Origin of the sequence: Methyloceanibacter sp. (genome assembly GCF_050728395.1) — a bacterium.
Classification (GTDB): domain Bacteria; phylum Pseudomonadota; class Alphaproteobacteria; order Rhizobiales; family Methyloligellaceae; genus Methyloceanibacter.
Genome location: NZ_JBOHJB010000033.1, coordinates 1 through 14,317, shown reverse-complemented (window position 1 = coordinate 14,317; position 14,317 = coordinate 1). Strand labels below are relative to the sequence as shown.

23 protein-coding genes and 4 tRNA genes are annotated in these 14,317 nt (G+C 62.4%); 11 read left to right on the top strand and 16 right to left on the bottom strand.

Annotation, left to right across the window (positions count from 1 at the left end; translation table 11 throughout):
* Positions 1-69: 69 nt before the first annotated feature.
* The 9 genes from rplL to ACREC7_RS07905 form a co-directional block, all read right to left on the bottom strand.
* The gene (gene rplL, locus ACREC7_RS07945; RefSeq protein WP_431555146.1) at positions 70-444 is read right to left on the bottom strand and encodes a 50S ribosomal protein L7/L12; all 375 of its coding nucleotides are present in this window, start codon (positions 442-444) and stop codon (positions 70-72) included.
* Positions 445-490: 46 nt separating this feature from the next.
* The gene (gene rplJ, locus ACREC7_RS07940) at positions 491-1,009 is read right to left on the bottom strand and encodes a 50S ribosomal protein L10 (protein WP_431555145.1); all 519 of its coding nucleotides are present in this window, start codon (positions 1,007-1,009) and stop codon (positions 491-493) included.
* A gap of 335 nt (positions 1,010-1,344) precedes the next feature.
* On the bottom strand, positions 1,345-2,049 hold the full coding sequence (gene rplA / locus ACREC7_RS07935) for a 50S ribosomal protein L1 (protein WP_431555144.1): 705 nt from the start codon (positions 2,047-2,049) through the stop codon (positions 1,345-1,347).
* Positions 2,050-2,051: 2 nt separating this feature from the next.
* A complete protein-coding gene (gene rplK / locus ACREC7_RS07930) occupies positions 2,052-2,480 on the bottom strand; it encodes a 50S ribosomal protein L11 (protein ID WP_431555143.1) in 429 nt (142 codons plus the stop codon).
* 46 nt (positions 2,481-2,526) lie between these two features.
* Entirely contained in the window at positions 2,527-3,057 is a 531-nt protein-coding gene (gene nusG / locus ACREC7_RS07925; RefSeq protein WP_431555142.1) for a transcription termination/antitermination protein NusG, read from the bottom strand.
* Between the two features lie 17 nt (positions 3,058-3,074).
* Positions 3,075-3,272: a preprotein translocase subunit SecE gene (secE, locus tag ACREC7_RS07920; RefSeq protein ID WP_431555141.1), complete on the bottom strand. Its 198-nt coding sequence runs from the start codon at positions 3,270-3,272 to the stop codon at positions 3,075-3,077.
* A gap of 61 nt (positions 3,273-3,333) precedes the next feature.
* Positions 3,334-3,410, bottom strand: a tRNA-Trp gene (locus tag ACREC7_RS07915).
* Between the two features lie 121 nt (positions 3,411-3,531).
* Positions 3,532-3,605: transfer RNA gene (locus ACREC7_RS07910), tRNA-Gly, on the bottom strand.
* Between the two features lie 22 nt (positions 3,606-3,627).
* Positions 3,628-3,712 (bottom strand) — tRNA-Tyr (locus tag ACREC7_RS07905).
* 212 nt (positions 3,713-3,924) lie between these two features.
* On the opposite strand from ACREC7_RS07905, the gene rlmB reads away from it, so the two are divergent.
* On the top strand, positions 3,925-4,722 hold the full coding sequence (gene rlmB, locus ACREC7_RS07900) for a 23S rRNA (guanosine(2251)-2'-O)-methyltransferase RlmB (protein ID WP_431555140.1): 798 nt from the start codon (positions 3,925-3,927) through the stop codon (positions 4,720-4,722).
* 59 nt (positions 4,723-4,781) lie between these two features.
* Here the strand turns inward: rlmB and ACREC7_RS07895 are convergent, their stop codons facing one another.
* Together ACREC7_RS07895 and ACREC7_RS07890 are read right to left on the bottom strand one after the other, a co-directional pair.
* Entirely contained in the window at positions 4,782-5,042 is a 261-nt protein-coding gene (locus ACREC7_RS07895; protein WP_431555139.1) for a hypothetical protein, read from the bottom strand.
* 70 nt (positions 5,043-5,112) lie between these two features.
* Complete coding sequence (locus tag ACREC7_RS07890) at positions 5,113-5,424, bottom strand: hypothetical protein (RefSeq protein ID WP_431555138.1); 312 nt, start codon at positions 5,422-5,424, stop codon at positions 5,113-5,115.
* 286 nt (positions 5,425-5,710) lie between these two features.
* Between ACREC7_RS07890 and ACREC7_RS07885 the strand changes: the two genes are divergently transcribed.
* The 5 genes from ACREC7_RS07885 to ACREC7_RS07865 all read left to right on the top strand — a co-directional run bounded on the left by ACREC7_RS07885 (position 5,711) and on the right by ACREC7_RS07865 (position 7,774).
* Positions 5,711-5,920: a DUF883 family protein gene (locus ACREC7_RS07885; protein ID WP_431555137.1), complete on the top strand. Its 210-nt coding sequence runs from the start codon at positions 5,711-5,713 to the stop codon at positions 5,918-5,920.
* 10 nt (positions 5,921-5,930) lie between these two features.
* Positions 5,931-6,350: a hypothetical protein gene (locus tag ACREC7_RS07880; protein ID WP_431555136.1), complete on the top strand. Its 420-nt coding sequence runs from the start codon at positions 5,931-5,933 to the stop codon at positions 6,348-6,350.
* 86 nt (positions 6,351-6,436) lie between these two features.
* A tRNA-Thr gene (locus ACREC7_RS07875) sits at positions 6,437-6,512 on the top strand.
* A gap of 151 nt (positions 6,513-6,663) precedes the next feature.
* Positions 6,664-6,921, top strand: coding sequence for a hypothetical protein (locus ACREC7_RS07870; protein WP_431555135.1), 258 nt, complete (start codon positions 6,664-6,666; stop codon positions 6,919-6,921).
* A 169-nt stretch (positions 6,922-7,090) separates the two neighbouring features.
* The gene (locus ACREC7_RS07865) at positions 7,091-7,774 is read left to right on the top strand and encodes a sulfotransferase family 2 domain-containing protein (protein ID WP_431555134.1); all 684 of its coding nucleotides are present in this window, start codon (positions 7,091-7,093) and stop codon (positions 7,772-7,774) included.
* 12 nt (positions 7,775-7,786) lie between these two features.
* On the opposite strand, the gene ACREC7_RS07860 is transcribed toward ACREC7_RS07865, so the two are convergent.
* Positions 7,787-8,113: a hypothetical protein gene (locus ACREC7_RS07860; RefSeq protein ID WP_431555133.1), complete on the bottom strand. Its 327-nt coding sequence runs from the start codon at positions 8,111-8,113 to the stop codon at positions 7,787-7,789.
* Positions 8,114-8,284: 171 nt separating this feature from the next.
* On the opposite strand from ACREC7_RS07860, the gene ACREC7_RS07855 reads away from it, so the two are divergent.
* Positions 8,285-8,479 carry a hypothetical protein gene (locus tag ACREC7_RS07855; RefSeq protein ID WP_431555132.1) on the top strand — a complete coding sequence of 65 codons (195 nt, stop codon included), beginning with the start codon at positions 8,285-8,287 and terminating at the stop codon, positions 8,477-8,479.
* A 42-nt stretch (positions 8,480-8,521) separates the two neighbouring features.
* On the opposite strand, the gene ACREC7_RS07850 is transcribed toward ACREC7_RS07855, so the two are convergent.
* Entirely contained in the window at positions 8,522-8,833 is a 312-nt protein-coding gene (locus ACREC7_RS07850) for a hypothetical protein (protein WP_431555131.1), read from the bottom strand.
* A 188-nt stretch (positions 8,834-9,021) separates the two neighbouring features.
* On the opposite strand from ACREC7_RS07850, the gene ACREC7_RS07845 reads away from it, so the two are divergent.
* Together ACREC7_RS07845 and ACREC7_RS07840 are read left to right on the top strand one after the other, a co-directional pair.
* Complete coding sequence (locus ACREC7_RS07845) at positions 9,022-9,429, top strand: S-adenosylmethionine decarboxylase family protein (protein WP_431555130.1); 408 nt, start codon at positions 9,022-9,024, stop codon at positions 9,427-9,429.
* An 8-nt stretch (positions 9,430-9,437) separates the two neighbouring features.
* Complete coding sequence (locus tag ACREC7_RS07840) at positions 9,438-9,752, top strand: DMT family transporter (RefSeq protein WP_431555129.1); 315 nt, start codon at positions 9,438-9,440, stop codon at positions 9,750-9,752.
* Positions 9,753-9,782: 30 nt separating this feature from the next.
* Here the strand turns inward: ACREC7_RS07840 and ACREC7_RS07835 are convergent, their stop codons facing one another.
* Both ACREC7_RS07835 and ACREC7_RS07830 read right to left on the bottom strand, forming a co-directional pair.
* Positions 9,783-10,259 (bottom strand): hypothetical protein, encoded by a 477-nt coding sequence (locus ACREC7_RS07835; RefSeq protein ID WP_431555128.1) that lies wholly within the window; start codon positions 10,257-10,259, stop codon positions 9,783-9,785.
* Between the two features lie 214 nt (positions 10,260-10,473).
* Positions 10,474-10,779 carry a hypothetical protein gene (locus ACREC7_RS07830; protein ID WP_431555127.1) on the bottom strand — a complete coding sequence of 102 codons (306 nt, stop codon included), beginning with the start codon at positions 10,777-10,779 and terminating at the stop codon, positions 10,474-10,476.
* Positions 10,780-10,977: 198 nt separating this feature from the next.
* Here ACREC7_RS07830 and ACREC7_RS07825 point away from each other — a divergent pair, with 198 nt between their 5' ends.
* Together ACREC7_RS07825 and ACREC7_RS07820 are read left to right on the top strand one after the other, a co-directional pair.
* Positions 10,978-12,582, top strand: a complete 1,605-nt coding sequence (locus ACREC7_RS07825) for a S10 family peptidase (RefSeq protein WP_431555126.1) — start codon at positions 10,978-10,980, stop codon at positions 12,580-12,582.
* A 102-nt stretch (positions 12,583-12,684) separates the two neighbouring features.
* Positions 12,685-13,272, top strand: coding sequence for a hypothetical protein (locus ACREC7_RS07820; RefSeq protein WP_431555125.1), 588 nt, complete (start codon positions 12,685-12,687; stop codon positions 13,270-13,272).
* A 7-nt stretch (positions 13,273-13,279) separates the two neighbouring features.
* Here the strand turns inward: ACREC7_RS07820 and ACREC7_RS07815 are convergent, their stop codons facing one another.
* Positions 13,280-14,185 (bottom strand): LysR substrate-binding domain-containing protein, encoded by a 906-nt coding sequence (locus tag ACREC7_RS07815; RefSeq protein ID WP_431555124.1) that lies wholly within the window; start codon positions 14,183-14,185, stop codon positions 13,280-13,282.
* Positions 14,186-14,317: the final 132 nt, after the last annotated feature.

Here is a 14,317-nt window from a genome sequence, read left to right as displayed (position 1 = left end):
GATGGGTGTGTGCCCGGGCGGAGTCCGGTTTTGCTATATGGGGTCCGCCCGGGCGCATTTCAACCCACGCTATTTCAGCTCGACGGTCGCGCCTGCGGCTTCGAGCTGCTTCTTGATCTTCTCTGCCTCTTCCTTGTTGACGCCTTCCTTGACCGCCTTCGGCACGCCCTCGACCAGGTCTTTGGCCTCCTTCAGGCCAAGGCTCGTGATCGCGCGTACTTCCTTGATCACATTGATTTTTTGGGCGCCGAACGCCGTCAGGATGACGTTGAACTCCGTCTTCTCCTCGGCAGCGGCGGCGGGAGCTGCGGCGCCTGCGGCCATCATGGCCACTGGGGCCGCGGCGGAAACGCCCCATTTTTCCTCGAGCATCTTGGCGAGCTCTGCCGCCTCAAGCACCGTCAGGCCGGAGAGCTCGTCGACTATTTTCTGCAGGTTAGCCATTAGTTTGTCCTCGTAAGTTCCTATACTGGTTCCACCATGACGGCCCTTAAGCCGCCTCGCTTGTTCTGCCGTAGGCCGCAAACACGCGCGCAAGCTGCGCACCCGGTTCGTTCAGGATACGTGCGATCTTGCTCGCAGGCGCCTGAACGAGCCCGATCAGCTTCCCGCGAAGCTCATCGAGCGAGGGAAGGTTTGCGAGCGAAGTCACCCCTTGGGGGTCCAGCACCGTCGTTCCCATCGCGCCGCCAAGGATCACGAATTTCTCGTTGGCCTTGGCGAATTTGACGGCAACTTTTGGTGCCGCCACGGGATCGTCGGAATAAGCGAGGCAGGTCGGCCCCTTCAAAAGATCCGCGATACCCTTGGCGTTGGTCCCTTCGAGCGCGAGCTTCGCCAGCCTGTTCTTGGCCACCTTGACGTGACCGCCCGCGCCGCGAACATCGCGGCGGAACTTGGTCATGTCGGAGACCGAGAGCCCGGCATAATGAGCGACGACGATCACGCCGGTCTTGGCGATGGCGTCGTGAAGCGCCGTAACGACTTCGCGCTTCTCTGCTCTATCCACTAGCTCACTCCGTCGGTTGCGAGGCCGAAGGATAGCTCCCGCCTCTTCCACACCTTGCCGCAGGAAACGCGGGCGGACGGCGAGCCGCGCCCCGCTTTCCCAGCGGCGCTCCGTTGCCTGTCCTGCTCGTACGCGAAACCGCGATAGAGCCACTTACGAGGTTCAAACCGATCTCCAGGTCACGGGTCTTCCGAAACCTCGAACCGTTCGTCTCCCGTCTCATGCAGGCCCAAATGGCTTAAGCGGTCGCCCGCACCTGCAATCTCGGACAGGTGAGCCGCTTCTAAGGAAGCGGCCCTTCCGGACCTCACTATGAGGCCCGAAACTCAACTCAACTAATGCACACCAGCCGCAACGCTCGTGGGCTCGACCTTCACGCCAGGCCCCATGGTCGAGGCCACCGCCATGCGCTTGAGGAACGTGCCCTTCGAGCCCGACGGCTTCGCCTTCATCACCGCCTCGACCAGCGCGCGGATGTTCTCGACCAGCGCCGTCTCGGTGAAGCTCGCCTTGCCGACGCCGGCCTGCACGATGCCGGCCTTCTCCACCCTGAACTCGACGGCGCCACCCTTGGCTCCGGCAACGGCTTGCGCGACGTCCATGGTCACCGTGCCGACCTTCGGATTCGGCATCAGGCCGCGCGGCCCGAGCACCTTTCCGAGCCGGCCGACGAGCGGCATCATATCCGGCGTGGCGATGGCGCGGTCGAAGTCGATCACGCCCTTCTGCACCTGCTCGACGAGATCCTCGGCGCCGACCACATCGGCGCCCGCTTTCTTGGCTTCCTCGGCCTTGGCGCCCTTGGCGAACACGCCGACGCGCAGCTTCCGGCCTGAGCCGTTCGGCAACAGGCAGACGCCGCGCACCATCTGATCGGCGTGACGCGGATCGACACCAAGGTTGAGCGCAACCTCGATCGTCTCGTCGAACTTCGCTTGCGCGGCATTCTTGACGAGCTTCACCGCCTCTTCGAGCGAATAAAGCTTGTCGCGATTGACGGTCGCCTTCGCCGCGGTGAACCTTTTGCCGGGTTTGCTCATGACTACTCTTGAACCTCCAGCCCCATCGAGCGGGCCGAGCCCGCGATAATCTTCATTGCCTGCTCGACCGAGTTCGCATTGAGGTCCTTCATCTTGACCTCGGCGATCTGGCGGAGCTGCTCTTGCGTCACGCTGCCGGCGCCGGTGCGGCCCGGCTCTTTCGATCCCTTGCCGATCTTCGCCGCCTTCTTCAGCAGGAAGGATGCCGGCGGCGTCTTCATCTCGAAGCTGAACGAGCGGTCGGCATAGACGGTGATCACCGTCGGGATCGGCGAGCCAGGCTCAATTCCCTGCGTCGCCGCGTTGAACTGCTTGCAGAACTCGGGAATGTTGACGCCGCGCTGGCCGAGCGCAGGACCGATCGGCGGTGAAGGATTGGCCTGCCCCGCCGGCACTTGCAGCTTGATGTAACCGTCGATCTTCTTCGCCATCGTCTACTCTTTCCCGCGCCTTCCCGCTGCAAAACGTCACCGAAGCCTAGAGCTTCTCCACCTGCCCATATTCGAGCTCGACCGGCGTTGCCCGGCCGAAGATCGACACTGCGACCTTGAGTCGTGCCCGCTCCTCGTCGACCTCCTCGACGAGGCCGTTGAACGAGGCGAACGGCCCGTCGGCCACCCGCACCTGCTCGCCGATCTCGAAGGTAACGGACGGCTTCGGCCGCTCAACGCCTTCCTGCACCTGCTGGAGGATGCGCCCGGCCTCTTCCTCGCTGATGGCAATCGGCTTGTTCTCGGTGCCGAGGAATCCCGTCACCTTCGGCGTCGACTTGATCAGATGGTAGGTGTGATCGTTGAGCTCCATCTTCACCAGCACGTAGCCGGGGAAGAATTTCCGCTCCGACGCGACCTTGCGGCCGCGGCGCATCTCCACGACCTCCTCCATCGGCACCAGCACCTCCTCGATCTGATCGGCGAGGCCGGCCGCCACGGCACGCTCCTTGATCGACTCGGAAACCTTCCGCTCGAAGTTCGAATAGGCGTGCACGATGTACCAGCGCATTGTCATTTGCTCGAAATGGCCTCCTACCGGCCGATACCCAGCACGAAGCTCACGAGAAAACTCAAAACCTGATCTGCGGCGAGAAAGAACAGCGCAGCCGCGATCACCATCACCACCACCATGATGGTGGTGATCACCGTCTCTCTGCGCGTCGGCCAGGTGACCTTTGAAACCTCGGTCCGTACCTGCTGCAGAAACTCGAATGGATTCGTCCTTGCCATTTCATTCCTTGTGCGGAGCAACTGCTTCGGTGCGCGAGCCTCGCCTCCTGCGACTAAAGCGTGGCAGGAGTGGAGGGACTCGAACCCCCAACCCCCGGTTTTGGAGACCGGTGCTCTAGCCAGTTGAGCTACACTCCTATCGGGTCTCAGAAATCAGAAGTCGGAATTCAGAAAGCAGCGCGCTCAATCTCTGACCCGATGTCTCGATTCTGAATTTCTTATCTCCTACTTCTGACTTTCCGATCTCTGACTTCCGAGCTGGAGCGGGTGAAGGGAATCGAACCCTCGTCCTCAGCTTGGAAGGCTGCTGCTCTACCATTGAGCTACACCCGCATCCGTCTTCCAAAGGGTTGCGTGGTGGAGGGGGTAGGATTCGAACCTACGTAGGCATAGCCAACGGGTTTACAGCCCGTCCCCTTTAGCCACTCGGGCACCCCTCCTCTGGAAGATGGATTGTCGATTGGTGAATTCTAACCAAGCCAAAACCCCCCGCCGTCGGCCGGCAGGGTCCGCCAATTCAAGGTTTATGGTAAGGGCGCGAGGCGCTGTCAACTGCAAAACCCGCCGCAGACCCGCAAAAAGTGTTTGATGCCCGGGCCATTTGCGTCATCTAGGGATCCCGACTGCCGGTTCCGTCAGGGTCCTTCCTCTTATGCCGCGCCCCAAAAACAAGCCGCAGCGCCGCTTTCGCCCTTCCCGCGGAAAGCCCAGAAATTCCCGGTATTCGGCCGATTCCGACCGCATTCTACTCTATGGCATTCACGCCGTGGAGGCGGCGCTTGCCAACCCGAACCGGACCATCTTCAGGCTGCTCGCCACCGAAAATGCCGCACGCCGCCTCGAAACCGCTCTGAAGGCCCGCGGGGTGGGGCCCGAGGATGCGCTGCCGAAACAGCTTGACCGGCTGCTCGGATCGGACGCCGTGCACCAGGGCGTGGTGCTCGAGACCGAGCCTTTGCCAACGGTCGAGCTCGAAGATGTGCGCCCCGAAGGCATCTTGCTCGTCCTCGATCAGGTCACCGACCCGCAGAATGTCGGCGCCGTCTTGCGCTCGGCCGCGGCCTTCGGGGCCGCCGGCGTCGTGATGCCGGAACGGCACACGCCGCCCTTGACCGGAGCGCTTGCCAAGGCCGCAAGCGGGGCGCTCGATCTCGTCCCGGTCATTTTGATCGGGAATCTGGCCCAGGCCCTCCAACATCTCGGCGAGGCAGGCTTTTTACGGGCGGGCCTTGCCGAGGAAGGAAGCGAGCCGCTCGAGACGGCAGAGCTCAGCCTTCCCCTCGCCTTGGTGCTAGGCGCCGAGGGGAAAGGCTTGCGTCAACTCACTCGGGAGCATTGCGACCGGATCTGCCGCATCTCGACCAAGGGGCCGCTCGCCAGCCTCAATGTCTCCAACGCCGCCGCCATCGCCCTCCACTGGGCAGGCGTTACGGCAAGGGCAGCGCAGTGAAAGCGAAGCGGGCGGCCTAAGCCGCCCGCAAGAGAAACGCCGGCAATGGCAAGAGCTGGCTAGTACCCGCCACCACCGTAATAGCGCTTCTTATAGTATCCGCCGCCCCCATGATAGGGAGCACAGTCATAATACTGATAATAGCTGCAGCATTTCTTGTAGTAACCGCAGTTATAATAGGCGCCGCATTCCCGCGATTCACAGTAATAGCTGCCGTGCCGATAGCCCACTGACTGCAGGCCGGCCTCCCCGGCAAGCCCTGGCGTCGCGACCGCGCCGAACAGGAGCGCCATGCCGATCGAGGCAATGGCTAGGGTCATTCTTCGCATTGTCACCTCCGTTTGCATCAGGCGAACCTTCCTCGGTGCTCAAGAGGCTCCGCGTCGGCCGCTACTTCATCTGGCCGCCGCCACCGCCACGGTAGGACTGCGGCGGGTAGTGGAAGTATGGCATGCAACGGGCATAGCCGTCACTCGCTGTTGTATAGGGGCGGTAAAACCACCAATAATTTCGCGAATAGCAATAATAAGAGATGCCGCGCGTCGAATGACCGTGAAAGACGACGCGCTCAAGCGGTCCGGCGGGCGCTAGACCCATGAAGCCGCGAGCGGCGAAGCTTGCCGCCTCTGAAGCTTGAGGGTGAAGCAAAGCCACAAGGCCGAAGGCGGCCACGCCTCCCAGCGCATGCTTCCATGAGCTCATCGCCCGCCCATCTCCTGGATCCCCGCGTGCAAATCAGTCTAGACCAACTCCCCCAGCAAGTCCCCGACAAAACCCCCGTCATCGACATGTGCGCATCAGAGCGTGGCATGGCCGCCGCACTCACTTGACAATGATGATTCTCTCCCCTCTCAACTCTTTCTTTGCCTCACCGCGCTAAAAGCCGTCACGGAACCGAGCTATCCGAAGAGGCGTTGCCATCTCATTTGCAAGTTAGGAAGGAAATCCCCCCATGTCCCCCAGCCCCCAAACCCCAGAAACTCAGGAATTGGCCGATCAAATCGACTCCATTCGCGCCGATATTCAGAGCCTGACCTCCACGGTTTCGCGCATGGCCAACAAGCAAATCAATCGCGCTCAAGACAAGGCGGTGGAGACTGCAAACCAGGCCGAAGAGGCAATCCGGCAGAACCCGCTTTCGGCGGTGGCCATCGCCGTGGGCCTCGGCTTCTTGTTTGGCGTCTTCACCCGGCGCTAAGGCAACCCCCATGCTCCGCGCGGCGTTGGCGCTGCTTTCCACTCTGCAGATTGGCGCTCGGATCAAGGAGTCGTTCGAACGCTCTCTCCGGCAGGCCGCAATCATCGCCGTCGGGGTTGTGTTGCTCGTGGCCGCGGCAGTGTTCGGCCTGATCGCGGCCTATCACGCGCTCGTCTCCATCTATCAGTTCGATGCGGCCGAGGCGGCGGCGATCATGGCTGGCGTGCTGCTGCTCGTCGGGCTTATCGTGCTTGCCATCGCATCGTCGATGGGCCGCGAGCCGAAGCGGGCAGCCCCCTCTCCGCTCGTTTCGACCCCCGATCCCACAGCCATGATCGATCAGAGCGTGGGCAAGGCCATGCAGCAGGTCGGCCCGGTCCCCCTCCTCGCCATCGCCTTCATCGCCGGCGTGCTCTTCGGCCGCCGGTAGCGCTCGCCGCCAAAGGGAGCTAATTAAGGGCGCAAGACAGCGTCCTTATATCTCTTTGTGAGTGGGCGCATCCAAACGTGTCAGGCGCCGGCTTAGCTCAGCAGGTAGAGCGGCTGATTTGTAATCAGTAGGTCGGGGGTTCGAATCCTCCAGCCGGCACCAATCTTATGCAAACGCTGAGACACCCGCGTTAGGATCAGGTGTTTTCGCAGTGGGCTTCGGGCAGGCGCCCCTCTCGTCCCAGCGCGGCGGCGTTGCCGTATCCAAATTCGGACATTTGGAGATGATTTAGAGGAGTACGAGGGAAACCACGATGCGCAGCCTGATCGCGGTCACTATTCTCTGCCTCACCTCACTTCCAGCTTTCGCCTGCGTGCTCGACTCCGACTGCGAGCCCGGCACCATATGCTTGGATGGTGTCTGCACCCACGCCCTGAATTCGGATATTGGCGATGGCAATGCCCCGCCGAAGCGGGTGACTGGCAAGACCTGCGACTACGACGGCGATTGCAGCCCAGGCTCCCGTTGCATCAAGGGCTCCGGCACAGAGGGTGTCTGCATAGGTCACTGAGGCCGCTGAGTTACAAGGACGGCGGCGAAGATAGCCCAGCCGCTTCGTCGCCGCGTCACTTTGTCTGGGATTGTCTCTCTCAGCCTCGCCATTTTTTGCTGAAATTTTGTGCGCGGGGCCAGTGCGTTGAGTAGGCCTGCGATCACCTCCTGGGAGCTTGCGGCCACCAATGATTCTCTCGCACGAGCACAAGTTCATCTTCCTCCGGACCAAGAAGACCGCCGGCACCAGCATCGAGCTCGCGCTCTCCGAGCTTTGCGGGCCTGATGACGTCATCACCCCCTTGACCGGGGAGGATGAAGCGCGGCGCGCCGGTCGCCGAGGTGCCCAGAATTGGCGCCTGCATAGCTGGTGGAAGTCGCCGCGGCTGCTGAAGCGCGCCTGGTTCAAATTCTCAGCAAAGGACTACGGCTTCTACAATCATATGAAGGCTGAGGAGATGCGCGCCCATATCGATCCCGCTGTTTGGCGGAGCTATTTCAAGTTTGCCTTCGAGCGCAATCCCTGGGACCGGCAGGTGTCGCTCTATTACCATCGCTATCGCGAGGAGAACGACCGGCCCGATTTCGCCACCTTCATTCACAAGGACAAGAAGGCGCACATCAACAATTTCGGGGTCTACTCGATCGACGGAAATCTTGCGGTGGATTTTCTCGGGCGTTTCGAGACCCTGGAGCAGGATCTGCATTCTGCTCTTGAGCAGGTCGGCCTGAGCACAGCGGCGCTTCCGGGCGCGAAGACGAGGTTCCGCCCCGGCAGCGTCCCCTATCGAGAGCATTACGACGAGGACACGCGCAACATCGTGGCGGAGTGGTATGCGCCTGAGATCAAGCTCCTCGGCTACGAGTTCTGACCGATCGGCTCGCTAGTTGCAGCTGTCGGGGATATTGGGCGATGATTCACTGTAATCGCACGGCGTCCAGTTTGGGTCGCTCGATTTGCTGCCGTAATAGGCGTCTGCCTTAGACCGATTGCCCGCGGCATCCTTCATGAACTCGGCCTTGGTATCCTCGCTGCGGAAGCAATAGGTCTTCCCCCCATAGTCCCCGCTGACCTTGCATGGGGTCTTCATGCCCTTGCCCGAGGCAAGACCCATGGCGTCGAGGCTCTGGTACTCCGCCGAGCCGGCGACGGCAGTTGCCGAGCCAGCCAACAGCATGGCAAGGGCCAAGAGAACGTGAGTCTTGGTCATAACGCCTCCGCGTGGGCCACATGGCCGGAAAACCCACAATACCATCGGTTTGTGTCACTTTGCTGCAACTGTGGTCGACGCGGTTGTGCACCGGAATCTGATGCGGGGGTGTTCTCAACCAGGCACCCTCGGTGCGAGAATTGCATGTTGGGGCCGAGCTGGGGAACGGTCATGCGCGACATTCGCGACGATCTACAGGAGCGTGCGTCTCTCATCGAACAGCAAATCGCTGCGGCAGGCGTCGACTTCGACAAGGCGGTCGAAGCGCTGCAAGGCAAGCTGACGGCAGAGCTTGCCGCACTCGGCGTGGCGATGCTGGCCGAGCACTATAAATCGTTCCTGATGGATAGCCTCGGCGACGGCTGAGGTAAAATCATAAACCAGCTCCGCCGGCGCGGCGCTCCGCCACTACTGCGGAGCGGTGACGTGCCGGCATACGCCCTCCGGCGGCACGCGATCGCACTTGGTATCCCCGGCACACCGGACGGGCAGGCAGAGCATGTGCAAGTGCCGGTGATACATTTGTTCGCAGCCGAAGTCCTTTAGCGGGCCGCACTCGCAGGTATAGTGGCAGCCATGGGTCTCTTGCGTGAGGCCCGATCCGGCGGCGCTTGCCTTGAGCGCCGCGGCGAGGTTGGGGGCACCAGCGTTCGCTCCCTGCCCGGCGAGCGCAAGGGTCGATGCGGCGGCGGCAAGAAATGCAAACCTTGTGCGCCGCATGAGAAAAGCCTCCTTCCGAGACCCGCATCAACATAACTCGGAGGTGTCGACAGAGCGGAAGTCCGGTGCCCCCGGACATACCCAGTCGTGTGGCAAATGTCACTGCGCTCGGGCGAGATGCGAGCGAGAACTCTCCGTCAGCTCAAGCTGATCTTGGGTCGAAGCACTGATCATCAGGGGTGCGAACGATGTGGGGCAAACATCTGATCATTGATATGTCAGCCGGCGAGAGGGAGCGCGTGCAAAGCGCACAGCACATTTCCCGCTTCGTCGAAACTCTGGTCGAGACCATCGGCATGAAGGCTTATGGGGCGCCGCTGCTCGAGCATTTCGCCGAACATCTGCCAGAGGCCGCCGGATACTCCCTCGTGCAACTGATCGAGACTTCGGCCATCACCGGACATTTCTGCGATCTTTCCGGCGATGCCTATATCGACATTCTTTCCTGCAAGGATTTCGATGCTGAACTCGCCGTCGAAGTGGTTCGTGCCGCATTCCGCCCGCAACACATCAACTTCATCACGCTCGTACGCCAAGCCGTCACGCCGCGCACCAGCTACATGCTCGCGGCGGAATACGTGCTTGCCGACGAATGAGGTGCACGATGTTTGCGGGAACGGTCATCCTTGCCGCGCTTTTCTTCACCGTTGGCGGCGTCTTCATGAAGTTCTCGGAAGGCCTCACCAAGTTCTGGCCGACCGTGATCGTCTTTGCCTTGTTCTTGGTCGGAGCCGCGCTGCAAACGCTGGCCATGAAGCGCGAAGATCTCGCCGTCACCTATTTGCTTGTGGTGGGGCTGGAATCGATCCTCGCATTTCTGTTCGGTGTCCTGTTGTTCAGCGAGAGTTGCACTCCGGTGCGCATTGCCGGCGTGCTGCTCATCACCGGCGGCATCGTCTCGCTGCGGTCGGCCCTCTGACTGCTCAGAATCCAGCGAAGGGCCTTCGGCTCAATCGGCGGTGCCGTCGTCCGGGCCGCGCTTTGGCGAGAAGCGGCGCGCGAAGGCGGAAATGGCGGCGTCTCCGCTCTCTGACGCATTTCGCGATTTGTGCAGGGCGTCCTGGATCGCCGTATCGACTTGCTGCAACTGGGTCAGCAGTTCGGCCGCCAGTCCCAAATAGCGGTCGCGGGCGAGCGATATCTCTTCGTTCTGGCGGCGCAGCTCTTCATTGATCGCCTTGAGCCTCACCAGCTCGCTCTCTTGCGCTGCCGCGAGGCCCTTGTGACGATCCCGTTCGGCGATCAGGCGCTGGATCGCAGCCGAAAGCGCGGCGCCCTCACCCGACTGGTCGAGCGGTTGGCGCGGCTCCATTCCCACAATATTTGGCCGGCGCGGCGCGGCGCCCGACCTTTGGGGCGTATCCTCGGCAGCGCCAACCCGTGCCGTGCCGCCCGGTGCCGCCGCGATCTGTGAGGCTTGAATCATTGACCCGTTCCTGAACCGAGGGCCATTCGTCTCGGTTTGTGGCCGAGGATGCAGCCAAGGCGGAACAAGGGGAAGAGACGCGGTGACTTTAACCTTAAGGGCTGGCGCGGCCTTCGGCTGGGGACCCCTGGCGTGCCCCCGCGACAGAAGGCAAAAGCCACGCTATCATTGCCGGATCGGCCAAACGAGCGCGCCGGAACGGGGAACCATGCGCTTATTTCTTCTTGCGGCAGCCTGCATCATCCTCTTTGTCACCGCCATTGTCGGGGGACCCGATGACGGGCTTGCGCTCGATTGTGCCGCGGTGCGCAGCGCCTGCGTCGCCGCCTGCAACGAACGTGAGTCCACACAGGCGGAGTTCCGGGCCTGCTCCAACCGCTGCTCGATTCAAACTTGCCGGGATACCGTGATCCAATGCCGCCCGGGCGATCAAACGCTCTGCAACAACGGCTTTAAGTCTTGCAACAACGGGTGCGATGCCTTGGCGACAATCGCAACCGCCGCCGCCATCCAGAACCAAGCGGCCTGCTCGAGCCGCTGCTGCAGGCAGTTCAAGGTCTGTCTCACCCAGCGGGCCTGCGACGTAAGAACGATCAACTGCCAATAGGCAGATCGGCGTCGATTTTGTGCCTTGAGCGCGCCACCTCTACTGCTTAAGTCTCGCGGGAACGCCTAAAGCCAAATGGCTTGACGCTGCCTTTGACCTCGAGGACACCGTGTGATCCAGTCCGCCACCCCCCTTTCTCGTTATCTTCAACTCGCCGCTTTCCTCGCGCTGCTCGCCTCTCCTGCCGCAGGCCTCGCCCAAGACTTGCCCGAGGGTCACCCGCCGATCGCAAGCGAGCGCACCAGCGATGCACAAGGCCCCAACAGTAAATCGGCGGACAGCGCTGACACTGAGGCAAAGCCCGCTGCCCCGCTTCTGCCGCCTACCTCCATCACGCACCACACCGTCAAGGTCGCAGGTGTTCCGCTCGACTACACGGCGGAAGCCGGGACCATTCCCCTCCGCGGCGCCGACGGCAAGAGCGCGGCTGACGTCTTCTACGTGGCTTACACACGCGAGCCGAAGAACGCCAAGCGTCCCATCACGTTCGTGTTCAACGGCGGACCCGGCGCCGCCGCGGCCTATCTGCATCTCGGTGGCATCGGTCCGCGTGCGGTCGAAGTGAACGCCAAGGGGGAGCTGCAAGGCCCCCCACCCTCCCTCACCGACAATCCGAGCACCTGGCTCGATATGACCGACCTCGTCTTTGTCGATCCCGTGGGCACCGGCTACAGCCGCGCGAGCGAGACGAAGAACGAGGAGAAGTTTTGGGGCGTCGAGCAGGACACCGACGCGCTTACGAACTTCGTGCGCCTCTATCTGATCAAGTCCTCCCGCATGTTGTCGCCGGTTTTTCTCATGGGCGAGAGCTACGGCGGTTTCCGCGCGGCGTCGCTCGCCCGTGCGCTGCAGAAGAGCGGCGCGAATTCGCCGAGCGGCGTCGTCTTGATCTCGCCGGTGCTCGAATTCTCACTCCTCTACGGTGAGGATTACGATCCGCTCTCGTGGGCGCTTGGGCTTCCATCCCTTGCCGCGGTCAATCTCGAGAGCAAGGGTGTGACCGGACGCAGAGCACTCGCCTCAGCCCTCAAGGAAGCCGAGACTTATGCCCTGTCCGATTACCTTGTCGAGCTCGCCTCCGGCGCCGAAGCCGGCGGCAAGGCCGCGAGCGGAACGGTGTCTCGTCTGACCGGCTTGCCGCTCGACGTCGTCGAGCGGCGCCAAGCCCGCATCTCCCCCGCCTTCTTCATCAAGGAGTTCGACCGCACCAACTCCCAGGTTCTCAGCCGTTACGACGGCAGCGTGAGCGCCCCCGATCCCAATCCGACCAGCAGCTGGGCGAACGGCCCGGACCCGGTGCTCGATGCCACAGTTCCGCTGTGGACCGCAGCCTTCGTGCAATATGCCGGGAGCGAGCTCGCCTACAAGACTGACATGACCTACCGCCTGCTCAACCGCGATGCGCGCACCAAATGGGACTTCGGCACGAGCCCGACGCGTCAGGGCTATGCCGGGGTCATTGACGAAGTGCAGGAGGCGCGGTCGGCCAATCCATCGCTCGAGGTGCTGATCGCGAGCGGCTACACCGATCTCATCACCCCTTATTTCGCTTCGAGCTTTCTCGTAAACCAATTGCCGTCGCTGCCGCGCGCGGCGCCGATCAAGGTCGAGACTTATGCCGGCGGCCACATGCTCTATCTCCGGCCCGACGCGCGCGAGGCCCTGAAGCAAGACGCGAAAGGCATGTATGAGCGCGTGATGAAAGCGGCATCCTAGCTCGAGAGCCGCTCGGGCAAGGTGAAGCCGACGCTGCGATCCGGTAGGATGCCCGAATCGGGTCAGGGGGAAGAGGGCCGAATGCCAATGCGGAGCTTATGTGTGGCTGTAGCGCTGATCGCAGCCTCTGCCATCGCGCCGCCGAGCGCCTGTGCCCAAGAGGCAAAGCCGCAAGCCGAGCAGGAAGCGCCGCCTTGGCCGCAATTCAAATCGCCCGAGCGCGGATTCGAGATCGCCTTCCCCAGCACGCCACAAGCGACCAGCGCCGCGGTTGCCGGCCAAAATCCGCTCATTCGTTACAGCTTCGAGGCTTACCAAGGCGACGACACGGTCTATCGGCTGGTGGTGCTCGAATATCCCGCCGGCAAGGCACCGAACCCGCCGGAAGAAGCCCTCTACGTCAAGATGGTGTCGGCCTACGCCAGGGACAGCGAATCGAAGGTGCGCAAGCGTGGCCCCGCGACCATCGCCGGGCGACAAGGATTCGAGGCGATCACCGACGACGGCAAGGGCAAGGTCAATCATCTGGTGAGCATCGTGCAAGCCGGCGACCGCATCTACATGCTGGTCTCCGCCGGCCCGAGGGGCCACGCCACGAGCGATGACGCCGAACGCTTCCGCGACTCTTTCCGCCTCACTGACGGCGAGCCGCAGACCACCGGCAGCACGCCGGCCAGTCCGTCGCCTTAAGCCGCAATCAGGATTTGGCGCGGGGCCGCGCCGCGTCCTTGAGCAGCGCCGCAAAGGCGTGAAAGTCTGCCTTGCGCGGCGAGGTCTTGCGCCAGGCGAGCCCAATCTCGCGTTTAGGCTCAGGTGCCGGGAAGTGCTGCAAGCGGATGTCCTTGCGATCATGCACCTCGCTCGCCACCGCCATCTCGGGCAGGAGCGTGATGCCATAGCCATGGGCGACCATCTGCACCACGGTGGCGAGGCTCGAGGCCCCGAAACTCTCTCGCGCCTCTGGCGTCACCAGACGGCAGAAGGAGAGTGCCTGATCGCGCAGGCAATGACCTTCCTCCAGAAGCAGCAGCCGTTCATGGGAGAGGATGTCGAGGGCTGCCTCTCGCGAGCGCTTGTGGTTTTTCGTGGCGTGGGACGCGAGCACGAACTTGTCGTCGAAGAGATGCAACGTCTCAAGCTCAGGGTCCTCGATCGGCAGCGCAATCAGGATCAGATCGAGGACGCCGCTGCCGAGATCGTGGACCAGGGTTTCGGTGATGGTCTCACGGAGCTGCAGGCTGAGCTCAGGGAAGCGCCGTTGCAGCTCCGGAAGCGCCTCGGGCAGCAGATAGGGTGCGATCGACGGGATGACCCCGAGCTTGAGCGACCCCGACAACACCCGCTCCCGGTGCTTGGCGTAGTCGAGCAGGTCGCGCACCGAGGCGAGGATGGTGCGCCCGCGCCGGACGATTTCTTCGCCCTGCTCCGTCAGCTCGACCCCGGACTTCCGCCGCTCGACGAGACTGACCTCAAGCACATCCTCAAGCTCCCTGATCTGCATGCTGAGCGCCGGTTGGCTGACCGCGCACGCTTCGGCGGCCTCGCCGAAGTGAAGAGTCTCGGCCAGAGCCTCGAGGTAGCGCAGCTGCCGCAGGGTGATCATGGCGATAAGTGCCGCTTATTTGAGCGATAAGGTAAACTTATGACTCGCATAAGGAGATACGAATTGAAATTATCACCTGCGGCGCCCAAATAGAAGAGGAGGATTCGGTGCGGCCAACCGGTTGAGTAAAGG

Coding starts and splice junctions, on each gene's coding strand:
- rplL (WP_431555146.1), bottom strand. CDS start 444: ATGGCTAACCTGCAGAAAATAGTCGACGAGCTCTCCGGCCTGACGGTG.
- rplA (WP_431555144.1), bottom strand. CDS start 2,049: ATGAGCAAACCCGGCAAAAGGTTCACCGCGGCGAAGGCGACCGTCAAT.
- rplK (WP_431555143.1), bottom strand. CDS start 2,480: ATGGCGAAGAAGATCGACGGTTACATCAAGCTGCAAGTGCCGGCGGGG.
- nusG (WP_431555142.1), bottom strand. CDS start 3,057: ATGACAATGCGCTGGTACATCGTGCACGCCTATTCGAACTTCGAGCGG.
- secE (WP_431555141.1), bottom strand. CDS start 3,272: ATGGCAAGGACGAATCCATTCGAGTTTCTGCAGCAGGTACGGACCGAG.
- rlmB (WP_431555140.1), top strand. CDS start 3,925: ATGCCGCGCCCCAAAAACAAGCCGCAGCGCCGCTTTCGCCCTTCCCGC.
- ACREC7_RS07895 (WP_431555139.1), bottom strand. CDS start 5,042: ATGACCCTAGCCATTGCCTCGATCGGCATGGCGCTCCTGTTCGGCGCG.
- ACREC7_RS07890 (WP_431555138.1), bottom strand. CDS start 5,424: ATGAGCTCATGGAAGCATGCGCTGGGAGGCGTGGCCGCCTTCGGCCTT.
- ACREC7_RS07880 (WP_431555136.1), top strand. CDS start 5,931: ATGCTCCGCGCGGCGTTGGCGCTGCTTTCCACTCTGCAGATTGGCGCT.
- ACREC7_RS07870 (WP_431555135.1), top strand. CDS start 6,664: ATGCGCAGCCTGATCGCGGTCACTATTCTCTGCCTCACCTCACTTCCA.
- ACREC7_RS07865 (WP_431555134.1), top strand. CDS start 7,091: ATGATTCTCTCGCACGAGCACAAGTTCATCTTCCTCCGGACCAAGAAG.
- ACREC7_RS07860 (WP_431555133.1), bottom strand. CDS start 8,113: ATGACCAAGACTCACGTTCTCTTGGCCCTTGCCATGCTGTTGGCTGGC.
- ACREC7_RS07855 (WP_431555132.1), top strand. CDS start 8,285: ATGCGCGACATTCGCGACGATCTACAGGAGCGTGCGTCTCTCATCGAA.
- ACREC7_RS07850 (WP_431555131.1), bottom strand. CDS start 8,833: ATGCGGCGCACAAGGTTTGCATTTCTTGCCGCCGCCGCATCGACCCTT.
- ACREC7_RS07845 (WP_431555130.1), top strand. CDS start 9,022: ATGTGGGGCAAACATCTGATCATTGATATGTCAGCCGGCGAGAGGGAG.
- ACREC7_RS07840 (WP_431555129.1), top strand. CDS start 9,438: ATGTTTGCGGGAACGGTCATCCTTGCCGCGCTTTTCTTCACCGTTGGC.
- ACREC7_RS07835 (WP_431555128.1), bottom strand. CDS start 10,259: ATGATTCAAGCCTCACAGATCGCGGCGGCACCGGGCGGCACGGCACGG.
- ACREC7_RS07815 (WP_431555124.1), bottom strand. CDS start 14,185: ATGATCACCCTGCGGCAGCTGCGCTACCTCGAGGCTCTGGCCGAGACT.